Here is a 20,727-nt window from a genome sequence, read left to right on the forward strand (position 1 = left end):
TGTTATATAATAAACATTATAAAAAAACCGCTGACAATTCAGCGGTTTTTTTTGCGACATTATTTTTGGTAATTAAATTCTTAAGAGTTAACTCTATCAATAATCTTTAGAGGTTGGATTTAGTAACTGAGTAATTAATACCGCTAATTGTTGCGCCCAATAGCCGTACATTAGGCTGCTAGGATGAAAACCGTCACTGGCAAACATCACTGCGATATCAATAGGGCTACCATTAGAATGCTCCTCTAGCATCCGTGCAAAGTCAGTAGCCATGTAGGTTACGCCATCATGATCAGCACAAACTTGTTGTAATATCTCATCCAGTCTATTCGCTTTTGCCCCCATAAAACCATTTAGCGGGGCAGGTAGTGCAGGCATCTGCGCCATTTGTGGTAATCTTGAAAAAATTAATGTACGCACACCAAATTTGCGTTTCGCAATAGCAATAATATCCTCAAGCTGCTGTTGCCATTCATGCGCTGAAACATTAGCTGTGGTGTCGTTGGTGCCAACGCTTATCACCATTACATCTAGAGGCTGACTGGGTTTGGATAGTATATACAGACGACGCAGAATATCGAAACTAGTATGTCCTGTCGTTGCTTGTACCGACCAAGTAAGCGCATTAAATTGAGCACCAAATACTTTATTGACTAACGCTTGCTGCTGTAGAGCTAGTATCAGTTTACCCGCCAATGCCTGTTGCTGGGTCTGACTGCCGACACCAGCTGCTGAGGAATCACCAACAATGATAATGTTAAGTGTTTGCCGATTATCGCTGCTATTGTCGATAGATGCGTCTAATTTTACTCGACCATAGCGTACACCTTTAGGTTCAGGTAGCCGTAAAGTATTACGTCTAACCTTGCGACCTTGGTACAGATATATAGGCGCAAAAAGTAAGTCTTTTGCGTTGGCTTTTATTTTAGTAGCGGCTACCATCCAGCGCGCTCCCTAATAGTAGTGAGACTGTCTTCCACTAATAGTTTGCCATCGACATAAACGTCACGCAGCAGGTTGTCAGTACTGGCAGACAGGTCTTCTGCTTTGATGGTTTTCAACCGTCCATCACTGTCTTTTATCAACGCCAAGCGACCTTTTTTAGAGCGTTTAGCGTGGCTGGTTACCGGATCTTTGTAGATATCTTTCCATGTGCCATTGATAGAAATAGCACTGGCTTTCATTGCCCAGCTCATAGTGTCGCGATTGACCTGTTGTAACAGGCCGCCTCCCATGCCAAAAGTGATATTGTCAGCGCTAAAACCAGCCTTCATGACCACATCAAGAATTTTGCTCAAGCTGTGTGGACCGATGCCATCACCTTGGATAATACGCACATAATCAGGAAGGACTTTATAACCTTTACTATTAAGAGTGGTACCAAATTTCAACGCTAAGCGCGCTAATGCTTCACGTACTACTTTAGTCGGCTCCCCACTGTCCGGTCTAATGACTAAGGTGCCGCCCATATTCTTAACCTCTTCTTTCAAGGTGTCACCCCATATGTTATCGATGGCGTTCCATAAGTCGTAGCTATCAGAAACCACCGAAAAAGTTTTGCCTTCACCACCAAACTGTTCAATCATATTAGCAAATGCAGCAACTTCGCCCTCAGGTCCCCATGCGGTCATAGTACTGTGCTCAGCCGCAGGAATTGAGAACGCTGGCATGTCATCGCCCATTTGATACCAACGACTGGCAGCAACCAAAGCAGTCATAGAATCCGTACCCGCAAAGTTAACCAAATGTGCCAAGCTACCAATCGCTACTGATTCATGACTCGAGGCCCCACGAGAACCGAAGTCATGCAGACGAAATATCAGTGATTCTGTATTGTCGGCAGACTTATCTAACGCGCTCCGAATGATGTCTTTGCAATAACGCGACACACTAGCTACGGTGCAAGGATACCAAATCGCGCGTAGTAGGGCGGTTTCAATGTAACTGGGTAACCAATAAAACTCTGGATCGGTATTCACTATTTGGCAAACCACGTTGGATACTGGTGCAATAGTGCCCTCAGGAATTGCTTCAATGCGTAGCGGAAGGTAACCACCATGCTTATCGACTAAGCGTTCCCAATCTACACGGTTAAAAGTCAAACCATGCGCATGAATAATCTTTTCAGCCTCATCAATATCTTGATGGGTAATGGGCGTGCTTAGGTATTCCTTAATAAAGGCTTGTAGCCCAAAAAAAACCACATCATAATCGCCGCCGCGTGCTTCAACATAGCTAGACAGGTACTCGCTACCAGCAGGATATTGTACCCAATGTGAGGTCTTATAGCTGTCGCTATTAAGAATGAGGTTATTAAGATTACTGGTGTACATCTCAGAACTCCTCTGCAGTTGTCGGTCTATACTATTTATTGAAAGAGGCGTTGATATGAGTTATCGACATGAGTTATCGATATAGGCATCGACATAAAACGCTGGTAACAAGCTGTACTAAACTTTTTTGAGCGAAAGGCTAGTAAAAAAGCGCCTTACAATCCTACCATTTTAGTGATAATGGCGTAGTGATCTTCAAACATCATCTTGGCATCGAGCTCAGCCAGCGGTAACCAAAATGCCTTAGCAGCATCATCACCACCTTTCACTTTGGGCAACCCTTTGATATCGTTTTTTAGCTGAAAATAAAATGCTTGGGTAATAGTACGACCACGCGCTGAACGATAGGGATCATCGAAGGTATGTTGACTATGACATGAGCCACGCAGTGCTGGTTCAGGGACTTTCAACAGAGTTTCTTCACGTAGCTCGCGGACGCAGGCATCAAATAAGGTCTCTTTTGGATTAATAAATCCACCTGGCAACGCCCATAGCCCGCGACCTGGCATAGCGCGGCGCTCCACTAATAATATATGCCCTGACTGCACCACTAGGGCGTCGACGGTCATAAAGGTCGGAGGGTAAGGGGCAGACTCCCAGCGTTTTTTATATTTATCAATAAAGCCCGCTTCTTCATGTAGAAGCTGGTAGCTGTCTGTTTGTTTGAAGTCATTTAAGACCTTGCGTGTTGATTCAGGGGTGCGCTCGTGGGTTGGTATGGCACCCATCAAGTAGCTGTCACGAATAGGGGTAGCTGATAAGTTATGATAATTAGGTACTGAAACCGATGCCCAGCTAGGAAATAATGACAAATAATATGACGAGCTGTCTTTTGAATGCCCAATGAGGCCAATATCGGTTTGCAAGTCACCGGTGACAGATTTCACGCCAGCCTGAACGTATTTTAGCCAGCGCGTGTCATTGTATAGTGCATCATCGAGCGCCACGCAGTGAATACGAGCGGCATCAGCTGCTGAATATGCGCCCTTAATCATCGCTGAGCGCTCAGCTACTGTAAATGGGTTACGCAAGCTACGTGGTAGATTGGCTGACCCAATCAGCATAATGACGTGATCAGCGCGTTTTAGTGCTTCGTCAATAACTGCTTTGTGGCCACTATGGAACGGCTGAAAACGACCGATAAATACTAGATAATGGTAATGTTTAGGATCGTTTGGCCTTTCTGGAATAACTGAACTTTCTATTGTATCTACTATTAGATCTGGTTTTGGTAACACACTCATAAACGCCAACTCCCTGTGACAGGTTTATTAATTATTTATTTGTCTATAGTTTTTCAATGGCGCTAATACTGACACAGCACGTAACTTGATGACAAGTATAAAGATGTTTTGTAAGGTTCAATTGCTCATTAACCTTGAGGGAAATTATTTCGTAGCGCTGACCAATTGTTATTTAGCGTGCCGTTCAATCCATGCCACAACTGTGGGCCAAATTTCTGTCGCAGCGTTGCGACTGGCCATTATGCGGCTATGGGTGTAATCATCCAAATCACCGTTGCTGGTTGAGAATTCACGGAATACGTTAGTAGGGTTGTTAAAGTCATTTAAAAGTAGCTGACAGCCACTAGATGGGGCAATAAAATTATCGCCTTTGGCACTGATAGCATAAATAGGTGTGGTAATTTTGGGCAGATATTGTCGATAGTCAAAGCTGCTGTTACAACCAGTATCTTTATAGTTTATATTTTGACGGTCGCCGTCTTGCTTAGTAAAACTACTTTTAAAATTTTTGGTTAGATTCCAATCATACCACTGGCTCATGGTATGGTAACTTTCATTAACGCTACCCAAGTTAAGTTTTTTTGCGGGTAAGTGGCCTAGTAGCCGCGTCATTGATTTCAAAAATAAAATTTTAGCATAGCTCTTGCGGTTCAATACTGCGCCATAAGCTTGGCAGGCAAACATACTAATGCTATTTATTTTATCCATATATTGTGAGTCTTGGGTCAAATTGTTTTGGATCAAAAACATAGTTAAACAAAGGCCACCGCCACTATGGGTGACGCAATGCAGATTATCCAGTTTTAAGTCATCAAATAAATAACCAAAAGTGGCATCGAGATCATAAATAGCCACGGTCTCGAAGTTGAATTTATGCTTTGGTATCGGGCTATTACCGTGCCCACGCCATTCCATGATATAGCAAGTATGGCCAAGCTTAGCCAGATATTTTGCCATTCCCAAGCAGACTCTTTTGTCCGAAAATGTACCGTGGGTCAACAATATATTCTGACCTTTAACCATAGGACTATTAGCCGCAGGACTGTCTTTTATACTATCAAATACTTTCCAAATAGCAATCTGTTCATCGTCTTTAGTGTCCACCAAATTTAGGCATTCTTTAATCATAATACGGACTCAATCATAAAAGTGTTGTCGTTCAAATTAGAGTATTTGCTCGATTGCTATCGATTTAATAGAGCAGACCTTCTTATTATAAAAATGAGCAGCAGACGGCATTGACGTATTGTAATCATAGGTCAAAACTAGGGGCTAGGCTCTTGCTAGGTTCACGCTATGTCTCATTTATCTCTAATAAACCTTGCACTTGATAATTAATGCAGCAGCCTTAATATAGTCACTAGCAGACCTGTTGTTCAGGATAGCGTGTTTATACAAGGGATGCTTATATTTTGAATAGGGTCATAAAAAAAACCAAACTTATCAATAAGTAGAAGTTATATTTAAATCACAGTAGCACGGTCGGAATTATCGTCTAAGTACGGTATAATGGACGACATAACTTGTTAGTTATCTCGGCTAGACTAAGACCACAAACCGCGATAATTGACAACCTGCATAATAATTTATATATTTCCCCGAATACACGACACAGTAGCCCCTATTAGGTGTGGCATTTGTGTCATAAAGCATAGGAATGATTATGAGTGAAAATAAACCAACTGATACCGCCCCTGCGGATTATGAATCAGCACTAGATACTGAGCAAACCGAGACCAAAAATAGCATTACTATTACCGAAGCGGCACAAGGCTACTTAGCTGACCTATTATCCAAGCAAGATACTGATGGTATTGGGGTGCGTATCTTTGTTGAGCACCCTGGCACGCCGCGCGCTGAATGCTGTATGGCATACAATCAGCCGGGCGAAGAAGACAGCGCTGATCTAAAATTTAGCTACGAAGATTTTTCAGCCTTTATCGATGCCGCTTCAGTACCGTATTTAGAAGATGCGGTGATTGATTATAATAAAGACCGCTTCGGTGGACAGTTGACCTTCCGTGCCCCAAACTCTAAAGTACCCAAAGTTGGTGCAGATGCTAGTGTGGAAGAGCGGATTAACTATATTTTACAATCAGAGATTAACCCAGGTTTAGCCGCGCATGGTGGTGACGTACAACTGCTTGAGCTGATTGAAGAAGACGGCATTGGTCTCACCGCAGTCTTAAAATTCGGTGGTGGTTGCCAAGGGTGTTCAGCAGTTGATATGACGTTGCGTCAAGGTGTTGAAGTACAACTTAAGCAGCAAATACCAGAATTAACACAAGTAATTGATGAGACTGACCACACTCGTACTGAAAATGCTTATTACAAATAACCGCTAAATAAAAATAGAAGGGTTTTGAAAAAAACTGGTCACTATTACTATCTATAAGCGCTAGTTATTGAACGCATAAAAGTTTGCTATTCTTTTACCAAGAAGCTGAGTTATGATTAACTCAGCTTTTTTTTATAGCTGTAGTGAAATCACTATGATCTGGTTATGGTGTCAGATTTGCTTACAGTACTTAGGGTACTGCCTGCTCCCATCTTCCTAATATCAGTGTTATATTTGACTCACTATACCGTTTAGGCGATAGCTTTTTAGAGATAACTTTTCATTAATGCTAAGGAATATGTTATGAGTGATGGACAATCAGATACTAATACAGACAATAGCCCAAAAAATACCCACCACCTAGAAACACTGGCAATTCATGCTGGCTACACTGTTGAGCCGACCACTAAAGCGGTGGCTGTGCCGATATATCACACCAGTTCGTATGCGTTTGATGACACTCAGCATGGTGCGGATTTATTTGATCTAAAAGTCGCAGGCAATATCTATACGCGCATCATGAATCCAACCAATGCAGTCTTAGAGGAACGTGTTGCCGCGCTTGAAGGCGGAATAGGTGGATTGGCAGTGGCATCAGGAATGGCGGCCATCACCTATGCCGTACAGACTATTTGTGAAATGGGTGACAATATTGTGACCACCTCAACGTTATATGGTGGTACTTATAATTTATTTGCTCATGCCTTACCCCGTCAAGGTATCGAAGTACGCTTCTTTGACCATACCAATCCTGAGTCCATCCGCGATTTAATCGATGATAAGACTAAGATGATTTTTGCAGAAAGTATCGGTAATCCGTTGGGTAATATTGTTGATATTCAAACGCTAAGTGATATTGCTCATGAATATGGTGTGCCCGTAGTTATTGATAATACGGTTGCTACGCCAGCACTCTGCCGTCCGTTTGAATTTGGCGCTGATATTGTCGTGCATTCATTGACTAAGTATATGAGCGGTACTGGCACTTCCATTGGCGGTGCGATTGTTGACAGTGGTACCTTCCCTTGGGGTGATTATCCTGAACGCTTCCCGCTACTTAATACCCCTGATGCCAGCTATCATGGCGTAAACTTCGTCAAAGACGTGGGCGCTGCTGCATTCATTGCTCGTGCTCGCGTTGCGCCTCTGCGTAATACTGGTGCAGCGTTAAGTCCGCTAAATGCCTTTAGTATCATGCAAGGCATGGAGACCTTAAGTTTACGGATGGAGCGTCATGTCCAGAACGCGCAGGCCGTTGCTGAATATCTGCGCGACCATGATAAAGTAGCTTGGGTGAAATATGCCGGTTTACCAGATCATCCTGATCACGAGCTGGCCCAGCGTTATATGAAAGGCACGCCATCGGCTATTTTGACCTTTGGGGTAAAAGGCGGTCTCGAAGCAGGGGCGCGCTTTATCGATGCCTTGCAGCTGATTACTCGCTTGGTCAATATTGGTGATGCCAAATCATTAGCTTGTCATCCAGCAACCACCACCCATCGCCAGCTGAATGAACAAGAGTTAGAAAAGGCAGGTGTTAGTACAGATATGGTACGTTTGTCTATTGGTATTGAGCATATTGAAGATATCAAAGCAGATTTGGCACAAGCCTTAGCTTCTGCGTAATTCAAAGATTTATGTATAAATAGTTAAGCGCTTTGGTCAAAAGTTGATGGTAAAAAGCCCATATCGGTTTGATATGGGCTTTTTTTATATTCAATTGCTTGCTCAAAAATTTAAACGTCAAATTAAATATAGTTAAAATACCTTAAAAACGCGACGGTACTACTGGTATAAGCTTTTTGCAGCCTCTGTCTGCGTAGGCACAGCAAGCAAGAAAAACTTATGCCAGTAGTAGGTTGTGTATCGATATTACTGTTCATTGGCTATACTTAAGCAGACAGCACCCGCTTTGCAATTTCTTGATAATCTTGCGACTCTAAACGTGGGCCAAACTGCTGAATGACTTGGGCTGAGACTTCGCTGGCAAGTCGACCACATTCTGGCAAGCTATACTGTTGCGACAACGCATATAAGAAGGCACCCGCATAGTTATCACCTGCGCCATTGGTATCAATAACACTAGCAACCGTTGGTGTCGCAATGTCGTGAATAACAATATCGTCGGTATCATTTTCAGATTTTTGGGCGATAACGGCACCCTTTGCACCATCAGTCACTACGGCAATCTGGCAATGCTCAAGTAGGGCACGCGCTGCTGCTTTGGTTTGTTTTTTATCAGTGAACAACCGAGCTTCTTCACTATTACAAAATATCACGGCTACCTTGTTGCCTAGCATATTGAGCAGACCGTCTTTAGCAAACTTAACCACTGCTGGATCAGCAAAGCTCACTGCAATTTTAGCGCCGTGAATACCCGCTTGTTGACGCAATTGGGTCATCGCTGGCTGGATACTCTCAGACATCGCCAAATAGCCTTCTAGATAGAGCCAATCTGCCTGCGTCAACGCGTCGAAGTCGACATTGTCAGCGGTAATATCGCTTGAGGTGCCAAGGTAAGTTTGCATGGTGCGTTCGCCATCATCGGTCACCGCAACCACGCATGAGCCAGTCACACCGCCAGCATGTATAGACTGTGCTGAGGTGGCAACACCCGCTTGATGCAAGTCTTGTAAATAAAACTGCCCCTGTTTATCATCACCCACGCGGCAGGCATAAAATGGTTTACCGCCTAAGCTGGCAAAAGCAAACATAGCATTAGCCGCTGAGCCACCACCGGCTTGTTTGGAAGGCTCAATTTCTGCCAGGGTAAAAAAAGCCAACAGCTGCTGCTGTTCTTCAAGCTCTGCCAAGGTCATATTACCCTTAACCAGTCCAGTATCTTCTAGCGCTGCGTCTGTCAACACATACTCATGGTCAACCAACGCATTACCTATCGCCATTACATCGTACATTATATGTTTCTCCTACTTGAGTATTAGAGTGTGTCATCAATGAGCACATGAATTCATTTTATGGTCTTAACAGGGTTAAATTTAAGTTAAACCGCGTCAAACTTCTGATCAATGTATTTATGGCGAAGTATTTTGTATTGAGCGTCAATTTGTCTTATTTGAAATCTCATTAATACTACACCTCAAGAATAATAAAAATAGCGACGACCTAAGCTTGTAGCTCAAGTAACCGTTGGTAGAGTGCATTTTTCTTTACGCCAGTAATATCTGCGGCCAATGCAGCCGCCTTTTTGACTGACAAATCTTCTAATAAACGCTGCAATAGCTCATCATGAACACTAAGGTCGTTGTCATCCTGTGTAGCGTTATCGCCAGCTATTACCACCACCATCTCACCGCGCTGCTGATTGTCATCAGCTTTGACAAATTCAATTAGAGCGCTAAGTGTGCTTTTATGCACAGTCTCAAAAGTTTTGGTTAGCTCGCGACAAAAAGTGACGCCGCGCTCTGGCCCGAATACTGCGGCCATATCTTCTAGGCTTTTTATAATACGATGCGGCGCTTCATAAAATATTAGGGTTTCAGGGCGTGATTTTAAATCAGTCAATTGTTTTTGGCGTCCATGAGTCTTAGCTGGCAAAAAACCAATAAAGCTAAAACGGTCTGAGGGTAGGCCTGCTACTGACAGCGCTGCAATAGCCGCTGAGGCACCAACAATAGGGGAGACGGCCACCCCAGCAGCATGAGCGGCTTGTACCAGCTGATAGCCAGGATCACTGACCAAGGGCGTACCCGCATCACTAATTAAGGCGACCGAATGACCTTGTTGAATCATCTCAATAATTTTGGGTGTTTGAACCGCGCTGTTATGTTCATGGTACGCCCATAGCTTGTTATGACCTTTGGTTTTATGGTCGGTAGTGCTGTCATCTTTATCATTAGGCTTATTTTTATCAGAATTGTTTTTATCGGAACTGTTTTTATCAGAACTGTTTTTATCGGAATTGTGGCTAGCATTAGATCCATCGTTATCGCTGCTATCGCCTTTAGTATGAATGCCGAAATGCGCCAACAGCCTACCTGAGGTACGTGTGTCTTCACAAGCAATGATCGCCACCTGCTTTAAGGTATCGATGGCGCGCGGAGTCATATCGCTTAGATTACCAATGGGGGTTGCAACGATATACAGACAAGCTGGCATCGTAGTAGGGATAGCCATGAAAACCTCGAAGATGTGAAAAATAGATAATGCTGAGCCACTACCAACCAAACGCCACTCATACAAGTGGTCGCTAATAGGTAGTAAAGGCGCAAAAGTAGCTAGTTTAGCATGATATGCTATGATAACTTTGAAATGTTAATCTAGGGTAGGCAGTGCTATGGCTAATGGTAATGCTAATAACAATGCTGACAAAAACGCCAATAAAAGTACTAGTAAAAGTACTCATAAAGGCAACTCTCACCGCCCGTTGGCGTTGACGTCACCGAAGCAGCGCCAAGGTAGTTATTTTGAGCGCCAGGCATGTGAGTTTCTACAAGCGCAAGGATTGTTATTAGTTGCACAAAATTGGCAGCAGCCCAAAGTGGGTGAGCTAGATCTGGTAATGGTAGAATCAGGACCGGCCTGGTCGACTTTAGTGTTTATTGAAGTGCGTCAGCGGCTGCGTTCAGGTTACGGTGATGCGGCGCTCAGCGTTACCAAAGCCAAACAACGTAAGATCATTAAAACAGCCAAATACTTTTTAAGTCAGCATCCTAAATATGCCCATTATGACTGCCGGTTTGATGTGATTGCCTATAACGTCACACGGCTTGCTAAGAATATGGATAGTGATAAAGGTCATACCACAACAATTGATAGTCATAGAGATTATTCACTTGATATTTCAGCGGATTCTAAGCAAGCAAACGGTTTAGTAGAACAACCGCTAGTAGAAGATCAACTAATAGAGGACAGCCCAATAAATAGCCAGCCGGAATGGCTGATAGGGGCATTTATGGCCAAGGCCTGGTAGTAGATAGCGATGAACCGTCCATTCAAGTAGTCAATAAAGCAGAGTAACAAGCTGCCGTTACCAAATACCTAACCGCTGATGACAAAAATTAAGTAAAGTAGCTGAAATAAAATGACTACTATGTGACTGTTATATGACTACTATAAAGTAATTTAAATAATCGAAACAACCCTGCTTTAAACCATGCTCTATGAGGTAAATAATGACAAGGATGCATTTGTTCAACGCTACTTTCAAATGGCCGCTCCGCACCACCATAGGTATTATGCTAATGACTAGTATCGTACTCACCGGTTGTACAACCAATTATCTGACTAACAGTACCACTGGTACATATGGTGTGCCGATGACTGAACGTACCATTCCGCAGCGTCTGCTGGATCGCAGTATTGAACATACCGTCAAGATTAATATTTATAGTTTACAAGAGAATTTACAGCAAAATAGTCGTATGAGTATAGATAGCTTTAATAGTGAGGTACTACTTAGTGGTGAGGTACCTACTGAGGCGCTCAAAGTGCAAATTGAAAAGGTGGTTAGGTCTATGCCAGATGTACGGCAGGTCTATAATGAACTGGAGGTTAGTGTGGCTCGAGGCTACAGCTCTACCATTCAAGATGGCTACATCACCTCAAAGCTACTGGCGAAAGTAATCGCTAATAACAACGTAAAGGCCGCGCAAATTAGAGCGGTGACTCATAATGGTGTGGTTTACATCATGGGAAGGATGACGCCCACTCAGCAAAGTCATGTGATCGATATCGCCACCGGTACGGTGGGTATCACTGAGTTGGTCCTGCTAACCACTGTCGTTAATGATAGTGGTGCGCCGATTAGTGATGAAGATATTATGTTTGAGCAGAGTTTAGCCAGTGCCGCGGCTTCACCTGCATTTGCAACGCCAATCGTTAGAAATACTAACTCGGCAAGCGCAGCGGGAAATAGCGCACCAGCCGCTGCTGGAACAGAAGATGACGAGCTTGAAGGATCCTCCAGTCCTTATATTGATTTATATCAAAATCAGTAAAATAGCCAATACAGACATGAATATAAATATGGTGGCTACGGATATCGCTAATAATAAGTACTAAGTAGCCTATATAGGCTGCTGCTTGCTGGTCGGTACTGCATTTTTATTAGGTGTTGCGCTTTATCTCATATTCTATCTTTCTATTTAAATGACGCTGACAATTAATCTAAGCAGTCGTAACCGTAAAAATACGGTAAATGCCCAAACAGCCAGTAAAATAACAGTGATCCGTTAAAATGACAGTAATAGAGAAGCTCATATGAAAATAAATAGTGCGGTAATGAAAATAAATAGTGCGGTAATGGAAATAAATAGTGCAGTAATGGAAATAAATAGTGCAGTAATGGAAATAAATAGTGCGGTCGGTATATTATTGACTGTGGACTGAAAAACAATAAGGGTACTGGACATGAAGGACTCAAATAAGCCGCTGCAAGATACTGAAATTAACGATACTAAAATTAACGATACTGAAATTAATAATCTAACCGCACGTGAACCTGCTCCTGCAAAGTCAAAAGTATCTAAATCGCGCAGGCTTAAGCTGGCAAGCACTGGTGTGAGCGCCATAGTAGCCATGGGCGGTATCGCTCTGGCGGCACAGCAAGCTCAAGCAATATCGGTACTAGGTGTGTTAAATGGCATCTCTCCAAGTGGCGGCGTTGGGGTAAGTAAAAATATAGCATACGGTAGCGAACCGCTACAAGATTTAGACATCTATTATCCTAAGCCGTTAACACAGGCAATGAAAGCACAGAATACCGTTAGCAATAGCTATCCTATGGTAGTGTTCGTTCACGGTGGCTCATGGGAGAGTGGGACTAAAGAAGAGTATGCCTTTGTTGGACAAAGTTTTGCACAAGCGGGCTATGTTACAGCGGTGATTAATTACCGTAAAGCGCCTGAGTACGTTTATCCTGCTTATGTCAAAGATACCGCCCAAGCTATTGCTTGGAGTTATAATAATGCGGCCAGATTTTATGCCGATCCGCAGCGTTTAGCCGTAGTCGGGCACTCAGCTGGGGCGTTTAATATGATGGCAGCGGTATCTAATGAGGATTTTTTAGCCCCTTATGGTATTAGCCCTAAAGATATTAGCGCGGTAGTCGGTATCGCGGGCCCTTATAGCTATGATTTCCGCAAGTTTAGTAGCGCTACCGCCTTTCCAGCAGAGGCAACGCCCGATGAGGTCATGCCTGATAGACATATTAAAGGCTCGCAGCCTCCGTACTTATTGCTCACGGCTGAAAATGATGAAATTGTCTATGAATCCAATACCATAAAAATGACTAAAGCGTTAAAAGCGTACGGTGCGGACGTTGAAAATGGTGAAATTGAAGGTGCAAGTCACGCCACTAGCATCGGCGCGATGGCCTCGCCACTGCGCTGGGTTAATGATGTGCGCGCGCAAGTATTAACTTATTTAGATAAAGAGCTCAATTAACACCCTACCAGTATTACCAGTCACTATCAGCGACTTCAACGGGCCAAAGCTCGAACGTATATTAGTAGAGAGTACTGTAAGACAGTCAAACTCTTGTTATAATGACCCACTATTGAATTCAAAATCTATTTTAAAGACAAAACAGGATATCCTATGAGCATGAACGCTGACGATTTAATCGCATTTTTACAGCAGCATTTCCCAGAAGCTTTTATTCAAGCTGCCAACCAAGGCAATAAGTTTGATGTGCGAGTGGTTGATGCCAGCTTTGAAGGTAAACGTTCGGTTCAGCGTCAACAGGCTATTTATGCGCTAGTAAACGATAAAATTGCTAGTGGCGATATTCATGCGCTTAACATTCAGGCACTAACACCAGCTGAATGGGAAATTCAATCACAAGGCTAGCTCATTGCTTTAGTGTCATAGTTATTCATTTCCACACTCCTTATTTACATTAACAGTTAGGCAGTTACTTTTATGGATCAATTTTTAATCACTGGAAGCAGTCGTATTGCTGGGGAAGTCACTATCTCGGGCGCCAAGAATGCCGCTTTGCCTTTATTGGCAGCCATGATATTGGCGGAGACACCAACGACATTGCATAATGTCCCATCATTACTAGATGTGCGAACGTTGATCGAGTTGATCGGTGGCATGGGTATCACTATCCAGAAACAAGACGATACCGTCACTTGCGACACTAAAAATATCGATAATTTCTACGCGCCGTATGACTTGGTTAAGACTATGCGCGCCTCAATTTTGGTGCTAGGCCCGCTACTCGCACGTTTTGGTGAAGCAGAAGTGTCGCTACCTGGTGGCTGCGCTATTGGCTCCCGTCCGGTTGATCAGCATCTGAAGGCTTTTGAAGCCATGGGTGCCAACATTAGTGTCGAAAACGGCTACGTGAAAGCGCAGGCCCCTAAAGGCGGTAGACTACTTGGCTGTCATTTTACCTTTGATATGATCACGGTTGGTGGTACTGAAAACGTCATTATGGCAGCCGCTCTAGCAAAAGGTACAACGGTTTTGGGCAATTGTGCCCTTGAGCCAGAAGTGGTCGACTTAGCCAATATGCTAGTGGCTATGGGGGCCAAAATTAATGGTATTGGTACCGCAGTTATGACTATTGAAGGCGTCGAGCGTCTGCACGGGTGCGAATATTCAGTAGTGCCTGATCGTATTGAAACTGGCTCATATTTGGCCGGTGCACTAATGACTTGTGGTGATGTATTAACCAAAAACACTACCGCGAGCTTATTGCATCCCGTGTTAGAAAAATTTGAATCGATGGGTGCTATCATTACTACAGGTGACGATTGGATTCGCGCACAGATGACAGGACGACCAAAGCCGGTCGATATTCGTACCCAGCCGCATCCTGGTTTTCCGACAGATATGCAAGCGCAGCTGATGGCCATTTGTTGCCTCGCTGATGGCACGAGTACTATTACTGAAAATATATTTGAAAACCGTTATATGCACGTGCCAGAACTAAATCGCTTGGGCGCTTCTATCCAAGTAGATGGCAATACTGCTATCGTTAAAGGTGTTGAGCGCTTTACCGCTGCTCCTGTGATGGCGACCGATTTGCGCGCTTCCATGTCCCTAGTAATGGCCGCTGCCGCCGCTGAAGGTGAGAGCTTAATAGATCGCATTTATCATATCGATCGGGGCTATGAGGATGTGGAAAACAAGTTGCGCGCATTGGGTGTCAATATCGAGCGGATTAATACCAATAGGTAGCAGCTAACAACTCGCAACTAGACGATTTTTACGCTGAGCTAACGTTTTTCATAATGACAGATTAACAATCCCTATCTTATAGTAGACAGACTATAGAGGGTCCCCAACCGTACACGGACATGATGCCCCTATGACTGAAAAAACTGAGACTGAGCAAATCGAACACCTACCAACCAGTGTTTTAGTGAATGAAGTGAATGATGAGTTCACTGGATTGACGCTGGCCTTATCTAAAGGGCGTATTTTAGAAGAAACCATGCCACTATTAAAGGCAGCAGGCGTTGAGTTACTCGAAGATCCTGAAGCGTCACGCAAACTTATCTTTCCGACTTCAAACCCTAATGTCCGTGTACTGATTTTACGGGCCAGTGATGTCCCCACTTATGTGGAACATGGTGCTGCCGACTTTGGCGTTGCTGGTAAAGACGTATTGCTTGAGCATGGTGCCAATCATGTCTATGAGTTATTAGATTTGCAAATCGCTCAATGTAAGTTAATGACTGCTGGCGTCAAAGGGGCGCCGCTACCCAATCGCCGTCTGCGTATCGCGACTAAATACGTTAATGTCGCGCGTGCTTACTTTGCCAGTCAAGGTCAGCAAGTCGATGTCATTAAGCTCTACGGCTCAATGGAACTTGCGCCACTGGTAGGTTTAGGGGATTTAATCGTCGATGTGGTCGATACCGGTAATACGCTACGTGCTAACGGTCTTGAGGCACGTGACCATATTTGCGATGTGTCCTCACGCCTCATTGTCAATCAAGTCAGTTATAAGCGCAAATTTGCGCTGCTTGAGCCAATTCTTGATAGTTTTAAAGACAGCATCGCTACCGCTTCGTAACCCTAAAGCAACTGTTATGACTGGTTACGACCGCAAAAAACGCAATCATTGGTAATACAAAGCATGGTCATACGTATTTTCAAACCAGTTTAGCGCTGTAAGATAGATATTGCGTGCTAAACTGGTTTTGTGGTCTCTGCTTGCTAAAAAATAAAATATCAGCAACCTTTCAATATCATAGCAATGAATAAACAGACATGATGTGCTTTATGACTACCAATCAGCGACAGTCCCTTTATTTTTAGAACCGCATTTTAGCTCAAACATAGGATTACGTTATGCGCCAGTTAAGTACCCAAGATGTCGATTTTGAGCAGCAGTTAACAGCGCTGCTTGCTTTTGAAACGGTTAACGATGCCAACTTGTTAAAAACGGTTGATGACATCATCGCTCAGGTACGTGCTGACGGTGATGGCGTGGTATTAGCGTTAACTCAGCAATTTGATCAGCATCCAGCAACGGCTATGAGCGAGTTAGAGCTATCAAAAGAGGCGCTCGCTGAAGCTTTTGCGTCTCTTGATGATGAGGTAAGAGCGGCATTAACGACTGCTGCATCACGGGTGCAAACCTTTCACGAACGTCAAGTTCAAGAAACCTGGTATTATAATGATGAACTGGGTAATCGCTTAGGTCAGAAAGTCACCGCACTTGATCGGGTGGGTATTTATGTACCGGGCGGCTTGGCTTCTTATCCCTCTTCAGTGCTGATGAATGCTATTCCTGCTAAAGTTGCTGGGGTTACTGAAATTATCATGGTTGTGCCAGCACCAAAAGGCGTACTCAATCCACTGGTACTGGCAGCAGCGCATCTGGCTCAAGTTGATCGAGTCTTTACGATTGGTGGTGCCCAAGCGGTAGCCGCATTGGCGTACGGTACAGCAACGATACCAGCAGTGGATAAAATTACTGGCCCAGGTAATAAGTATGTTGCTGCGGCCAAACGGGCAGTGTTTGGGCAAGTGGGTATTGACATGATTGCAGGTCCCTCTGAAGTGCTGGTGTATGCTGAAGGTGAGGCAGATGACCGTGCCGATTGGCTGGCGATGGATTTATTATCCCAAGCCGAGCATGATCGTATCGCCCAAGCAATTTTTGTAACCACTAGTGCAGAGCAGCTGGCAGCAGTAGCAGCAGAGATTGAAAAAGCGTTAACGGAGCTACCAAAAGCAGATATTGCCCGTGATTCATTACAAAATCGTGGGGCGCTCATTTTGGTTAAAGACCGAGAGGAGGGTATGGCAGTCATTAATCGGATAGCACCTGAACATTTAGAGCTGTCTGTTGATGACCCTGATGCGCTGCTTGACGATATTCGTCATGCTGGCGCTATCTTTATGGGTCGTCATACGCCAGAGGCGATTGGTGATTACTGTGCAGGACCGAATCACGTGCTGCCGACTTCAGGTACTGCAAGATTTTCCTCACCGCTTGGCGTTTACGACTTTCAAAAGAAGTCATCTATTATTTATTGTAGTGAAAGTGGTAGTAAGCCACTTGCTGAGACCGCAGATATTTTAGCGCAGCATGAAGACCTAGAAGCGCATGCGCGTTCAGCTCGCTATCGTTATCAGTAATGTATTTCAGCTAATTTCAAATTTATTTTATGATCATCTATGCGGCTAATAGTAGGATAACTTATGAGCGAACAAAAGATTGATAGTAGACTTTGGTCAACCAAAGCACGTAACTTGTCACCTTATGTACCTGGCGAACAGTCTGAGCATGATAATTTATGCAAACTAAATACTAACGAAAACCCATTTCCTCCTTCGCCAAAAGTAGGTGAGGCCGTCACCACTGTTTTGGCGCATCAAGCTGACGAGTTACGCCTGTATCCTGCGCCTGAATCTGACGATTTGCGTGCTGCATTAGCACAATTACATGGTTTAGATATCAACCAAGTATTTGTGGGTAATGGCTCGGATGAGGTTTTAGCCCTAGTATTTGCCAGTTTCTTCCTCAAAGAGCGTCCAGTGTTAGCGCCGGATATTAGCTACAGTTTTTACCCTGTCTATGCCCAAACTTTTGGGGTTGAGCTATTGCAGATTGCACTTGAGGCTGATTTTAGTATCGACCCTGATGCCTATCGTCAGCCTTGTAGCGGTATTATCATCGCCAATCCAAATGCACCAACGGGGCTATTATTATCGCTAAGCGATATACGTAAGCTTGCCAGTGAGCATTCTAATTCGGTGATTGTCATTGATGAGGCTTATATTGATTTTGCGCACGCAGATGAGAGCGGTTCAGACACTGCGGTATCAGCGGTTAGTCTGATTAACGAGTTTGATAACATCTTAGTCACACAAACCTTTTCAAAATCTCGTTCGCTTGCTGGCCTACGAGTGGGAATGGCTTTTGGCAATGTATCATTAATCGAAGCCCTGACCCGTATGAAAAATAGCTTTAATAGCTATCCATTAGATAAGTTGGCACAAGCAGGCGCCACGGCTAGTGTGTTAGATACGGCGTACTTTGAGCAAACTCTTCAGCAGGTTATAGCGTTACGCGACTCATTGACCGCCCAGCTGACCGCACTGGACTATAAGGTATTGCCATCGCACGCCAATTTCATATTTGCGCGTCCTAAGGATGGTAATGCCAGTGAAATAGCCCGTGTGTTACGTGAGCAGGGTATTATGGTGCGCCACTTTGATAGACCACGTACTCAGGAGTATTTGCGTATTACTGTTGGTACCGCCGCACAACATGAGCGTCTCATTAGTGCGCTAAAAGCACTGCAAACCCAGGACGCTGCTGTTACTAATTAGCAGCTGAAAAATGTCTATCGAATACATAAAACTATCCTAGTCAATGCTGGTCAGCCGGCACGCTACAATAGTAATCATACGTATCTGGTAGACAATAGTTTGTTGACTTAAGATAGCGATAGGTTCAGGGTTGCGTCCATCTGCCCTGAACTGCTAGGTGGATTATATTTATAGGTCGTCTTATTTAGCTGTCTTTTCTTAACTATACTTTTTTGACCCAATTATCTTGAGTCAGTACGTTAAGTAAGTTACCTACTTTATCGAGACATTCTTGGTATTCAGCCTCACTATCAGAGGCAATAGTGATACCGCCACCTGCCCATAAATTGACTTGTCCTGTTAGGCTCGATGAAGTATCGGCCTGCAGCGTACGAATCAGGACATTCCATTGGCCACTACCATCAAAATTCATATAACCCATCGTGCCACAATAGGCGCCCCGCGGTGCGGCTTCTAATTCAGAGATAATCTCAACCGCGCGCTTCTTGGGTGTACCCGTAATCGAGCCGGCTGGTAAACTACCGAACAATACTGCTAGCGGATGAGTGTCTTCTTTTAACTCAGCGGTAATAGTGCTAACCATATGATGGACATTACTAAAGCTCTCAATGGTGAATAGCTGTGGTACTTTTACGCTACCCGTCTTGGCGTATTTACCCAAATCATTACGTAGTAAGTCAACAATCATGACATTCTCAGCACGATCTTTATCACTATCAGTCAGTTGCTGTTTGAGTACTAAGTCCTGTTCGGCATTGATACCACGCGGTATAGTACCCTTGATCGGCTTGGTACGAATATGATGCCTACCGGTCTTAACGTCTTTGATAAAGGTGAAGAACAGCTCGGGTGAACAGCTCAATAACTCAAAGTCTAATGACGGTCGATCTGAGTGGTTGTGAATTTTTGCATGATCAGCTGCCAAATTACTATTTTCTGCTGGGCTGTGTTTCGATAGGCTGTTCTCTAAACGATTAACTCCTAAATAACCCGCAAATGGGGCTTGGGTGTTGTGGTGGAGGGCAGGTAAGTAATCAATGAGGGAGGTCACTGTTGCGTGATTACTGCTACGCGAGTTAACAAACTGGCCACCCCATGCCTGCGTCAGGTTAATCTGATAACAGTCGCCTTGCTGTAAATAGTTTTGGGTTTGCTCAAAGGCCTGCTGATAGTCGAGCTTACTCCACTGCGCGCTCAATACTAGTGGTCTAAGTGTTGATCTGATTTTGAGTGCGGCTTGATTAGCATTATTACTATCACTGTCACTGTCACTGTCACTGTCACTGTCACTAGTAGACAGTGTGTTATCCAGAGTATCTAAATATGATATAAGCGCTGTTATAAACTTATTTTCTGCTGTATTTCTAAGGTCAGTATGGCCAGTTTCAACCTTTAAAATCCAACGGGTGGTGCTATTAGTAGGGTCGTTAATCGGTGTCAGGTAAAGGTCATAATGACCCATAGTGGCACAAGGTTGTGATGTTTGTTGGACCTGAGATGCAGGACTGAGCTCATGAGCCGCAATATCATAACCAATAAAGCCAATCAGACCGTGATGATAGCTGGGATTTTCATCCTGGTCGTTTATCAAATTTGCATCGCTGTTACCAATCTCATGAGCTTGGCTATAATTAATTAACTCATTTTGCCAGTCTAGGTAACTCATATAGGCTGTCGTTATAGCATTATCATCATCACGACAATTTTTAATAACTTTATAGTTAGGTATTTGATCGTTAGCTCTTTGGGTAGTCATAGAAGATAAGTCAGAGGTATGGTGATTGTTGCCATGAAAATAAACAGCCCAGCTTACTTTAGGTAGTAAGCCAACCACTGACTGCCCATCATTATTTAGCCATACTAGCTGCCACTGCGCGCTAGGATCTTGAGTTGCCAAATGCTGCTGCAACAACGGTAATAGTTCTGCAGCTGACAAACCACCAAAGCCCCACTGAAGCGGGCGCTTTAGCGGGGCTTGGTCAACAGGCTGGTTGCTTTTAACGTTAGCAGGATTGATGCTGTCGTGGCGGGCTATTGGGTTCGCCATACG

17 protein-coding genes are annotated in these 20,727 nt (G+C 43.9%); 10 read left to right on the forward strand and 7 right to left on the reverse strand.

The window, feature by feature from the left end; genetic code table 11:
* Positions 1–96: 96 nt before the first annotated feature.
* The 4 genes from RCH20_RS10070 to RCH20_RS10085 form a co-directional block, all read right to left on the reverse strand.
* Positions 97–942: an SGNH/GDSL hydrolase family protein gene (locus RCH20_RS10070; RefSeq protein WP_327193508.1), complete on the reverse strand. Its 846-nt coding sequence runs from the start codon at positions 940–942 to the stop codon at positions 97–99.
* Positions 936–2,333 (reverse strand): nicotinate phosphoribosyltransferase, encoded by a 1,398-nt coding sequence (locus RCH20_RS10075; protein ID WP_327193509.1) that lies wholly within the window; start codon positions 2,331–2,333, stop codon positions 936–938. The genes RCH20_RS10070 and RCH20_RS10075 overlap by 7 nt, the downstream gene beginning before the upstream one ends.
* 155 nt (positions 2,334–2,488) lie before the next feature.
* Entirely contained in the window at positions 2,489–3,577 is a 1,089-nt protein-coding gene (locus RCH20_RS10080; RefSeq protein WP_327193510.1) for a bifunctional nicotinamide-nucleotide adenylyltransferase/Nudix hydroxylase, read from the reverse strand.
* Positions 3,578–3,745: 168 nt separating this feature from the next.
* Complete coding sequence (locus tag RCH20_RS10085) at positions 3,746–4,705, reverse strand: alpha/beta fold hydrolase (protein WP_209956320.1); 960 nt, start codon at positions 4,703–4,705, stop codon at positions 3,746–3,748.
* Positions 4,706–5,240: 535 nt separating this feature from the next.
* Between RCH20_RS10085 and nfuA the strand changes: the two genes are divergently transcribed.
* A complete protein-coding gene (gene nfuA, locus RCH20_RS10090) occupies positions 5,241–5,915 on the forward strand; it encodes a Fe-S biogenesis protein NfuA (protein ID WP_209956321.1) in 675 nt (224 codons plus the stop codon).
* A gap of 303 nt (positions 5,916–6,218) precedes the next feature.
* On the forward strand, positions 6,219–7,541 hold the full coding sequence (locus tag RCH20_RS10095) for an O-acetylhomoserine aminocarboxypropyltransferase/cysteine synthase family protein (protein ID WP_209956322.1): 1,323 nt from the start codon (positions 6,219–6,221) through the stop codon (positions 7,539–7,541).
* Between the two features lie 266 nt (positions 7,542–7,807).
* On the opposite strand, the gene RCH20_RS10100 is transcribed toward RCH20_RS10095, so the two are convergent.
* Both RCH20_RS10100 and rsmI read right to left on the reverse strand, forming a co-directional pair.
* The gene (locus tag RCH20_RS10100; protein ID WP_327193511.1) at positions 7,808–8,830 is read right to left on the reverse strand and encodes an adenosine kinase; all 1,023 of its coding nucleotides are present in this window, start codon (positions 8,828–8,830) and stop codon (positions 7,808–7,810) included.
* 208 nt (positions 8,831–9,038) lie between these two features.
* On the reverse strand, positions 9,039–10,049 hold the full coding sequence (rsmI, locus tag RCH20_RS10105) for a 16S rRNA (cytidine(1402)-2'-O)-methyltransferase (protein WP_327193512.1): 1,011 nt from the start codon (positions 10,047–10,049) through the stop codon (positions 9,039–9,041).
* 160 nt (positions 10,050–10,209) lie between these two features.
* Here rsmI and RCH20_RS10110 point away from each other — a divergent pair, with 160 nt between their 5' ends.
* The 8 genes from RCH20_RS10110 (at position 10,210) to hisC (ending at position 18,677) form a co-directional block, all read left to right on the forward strand.
* Entirely contained in the window at positions 10,210–10,845 is a 636-nt protein-coding gene (locus RCH20_RS10110) for a YraN family protein (protein WP_327193513.1), read from the forward strand.
* A gap of 271 nt (positions 10,846–11,116) precedes the next feature.
* Entirely contained in the window at positions 11,117–11,872 is a 756-nt protein-coding gene (locus RCH20_RS10115) for a BON domain-containing protein (protein WP_327193514.1), read from the forward strand.
* 412 nt (positions 11,873–12,284) lie between these two features.
* On the forward strand, positions 12,285–13,319 hold the full coding sequence (locus RCH20_RS10120) for an alpha/beta hydrolase (protein WP_327193515.1): 1,035 nt from the start codon (positions 12,285–12,287) through the stop codon (positions 13,317–13,319).
* 153 nt (positions 13,320–13,472) lie between these two features.
* Entirely contained in the window at positions 13,473–13,724 is a 252-nt protein-coding gene (locus RCH20_RS10125; protein WP_327193516.1) for a BolA family protein, read from the forward strand.
* A gap of 72 nt (positions 13,725–13,796) precedes the next feature.
* A complete protein-coding gene (gene murA, locus RCH20_RS10130) occupies positions 13,797–15,065 on the forward strand; it encodes a UDP-N-acetylglucosamine 1-carboxyvinyltransferase (protein ID WP_327193517.1) in 1,269 nt (422 codons plus the stop codon).
* Positions 15,066–15,195: 130 nt separating this feature from the next.
* On the forward strand, positions 15,196–15,906 hold the full coding sequence (gene hisG / locus RCH20_RS10135; RefSeq protein WP_327193518.1) for an ATP phosphoribosyltransferase: 711 nt from the start codon (positions 15,196–15,198) through the stop codon (positions 15,904–15,906).
* Between the two features lie 278 nt (positions 15,907–16,184).
* Positions 16,185–17,480, forward strand: a complete 1,296-nt coding sequence (gene hisD, locus RCH20_RS10140) for a histidinol dehydrogenase (protein ID WP_327193519.1) — start codon at positions 16,185–16,187, stop codon at positions 17,478–17,480.
* A gap of 63 nt (positions 17,481–17,543) precedes the next feature.
* Entirely contained in the window at positions 17,544–18,677 is a 1,134-nt protein-coding gene (hisC, locus tag RCH20_RS10145) for a histidinol-phosphate transaminase (protein ID WP_327193520.1), read from the forward strand.
* 202 nt (positions 18,678–18,879) lie between these two features.
* Here hisC and RCH20_RS10150 read toward each other — a convergent pair whose 3' ends face one another.
* Entirely contained in the window at positions 18,880–20,724 is a 1,845-nt protein-coding gene (locus RCH20_RS10150; protein ID WP_327193521.1) for an anthranilate synthase component I family protein, read from the reverse strand.
* Between the last annotated feature and the right edge of the window lie 3 nt (positions 20,725–20,727).

The organism is Psychrobacter sp. PL15, from assembly GCF_035984995.1.
Lineage (GTDB): Bacteria > Pseudomonadota > Gammaproteobacteria > Pseudomonadales > Moraxellaceae > Psychrobacter.

What these genes read in the sequence shown, in the direction of transcription:
- RCH20_RS10070 (WP_327193508.1), bottom strand. Translation starts at nt 942, where the DNA reads ATGGTAGCCGCTACTAAAATAAAAGCCAACGCAAAAGACTTACTTTTT.
- RCH20_RS10100 (WP_327193511.1), bottom strand. Translation starts at nt 8,830, where the DNA reads ATGTACGATGTAATGGCGATAGGTAATGCGTTGGTTGACCATGAGTAT.
- RCH20_RS10115 (WP_327193514.1), top strand. Translation starts at nt 11,117, where the DNA reads ATGACTAGTATCGTACTCACCGGTTGTACAACCAATTATCTGACTAAC.
- nfuA (WP_209956321.1), top strand. Translation starts at nt 5,241, where the DNA reads ATGAGTGAAAATAAACCAACTGATACCGCCCCTGCGGATTATGAATCA.
- RCH20_RS10085 (WP_209956320.1), bottom strand. Translation starts at nt 4,705, where the DNA reads ATGATTAAAGAATGCCTAAATTTGGTGGACACTAAAGACGATGAACAG.
- murA (WP_327193517.1), top strand. Translation starts at nt 13,797, where the DNA reads ATGGATCAATTTTTAATCACTGGAAGCAGTCGTATTGCTGGGGAAGTC.
- rsmI (WP_327193512.1), bottom strand. Translation starts at nt 10,049, where the DNA reads ATGGCTATCCCTACTACGATGCCAGCTTGTCTGTATATCGTTGCAACC.
- RCH20_RS10095 (WP_209956322.1), top strand. Translation starts at nt 6,219, where the DNA reads ATGAGTGATGGACAATCAGATACTAATACAGACAATAGCCCAAAAAAT.
- RCH20_RS10125 (WP_327193516.1), top strand. Translation starts at nt 13,473, where the DNA reads ATGAGCATGAACGCTGACGATTTAATCGCATTTTTACAGCAGCATTTC.
- hisD (WP_327193519.1), top strand. Translation starts at nt 16,185, where the DNA reads ATGCGCCAGTTAAGTACCCAAGATGTCGATTTTGAGCAGCAGTTAACA.
- RCH20_RS10075 (WP_327193509.1), bottom strand. Translation starts at nt 2,333, where the DNA reads ATGTACACCAGTAATCTTAATAACCTCATTCTTAATAGCGACAGCTAT.
- hisC (WP_327193520.1), top strand. Translation starts at nt 17,544, where the DNA reads ATGAGCGAACAAAAGATTGATAGTAGACTTTGGTCAACCAAAGCACGT.
- RCH20_RS10150 (WP_327193521.1), bottom strand. Translation starts at nt 20,724, where the DNA reads ATGGCGAACCCAATAGCCCGCCACGACAGCATCAATCCTGCTAACGTT.
- hisG (WP_327193518.1), top strand. Translation starts at nt 15,196, where the DNA reads ATGACTGAAAAAACTGAGACTGAGCAAATCGAACACCTACCAACCAGT.
- RCH20_RS10080 (WP_327193510.1), bottom strand. Translation starts at nt 3,577, where the DNA reads ATGAGTGTGTTACCAAAACCAGATCTAATAGTAGATACAATAGAAAGT.
- RCH20_RS10110 (WP_327193513.1), top strand. Translation starts at nt 10,210, where the DNA reads ATGGCTAATGGTAATGCTAATAACAATGCTGACAAAAACGCCAATAAA.
- RCH20_RS10120 (WP_327193515.1), top strand. Translation starts at nt 12,285, where the DNA reads ATGAAGGACTCAAATAAGCCGCTGCAAGATACTGAAATTAACGATACT.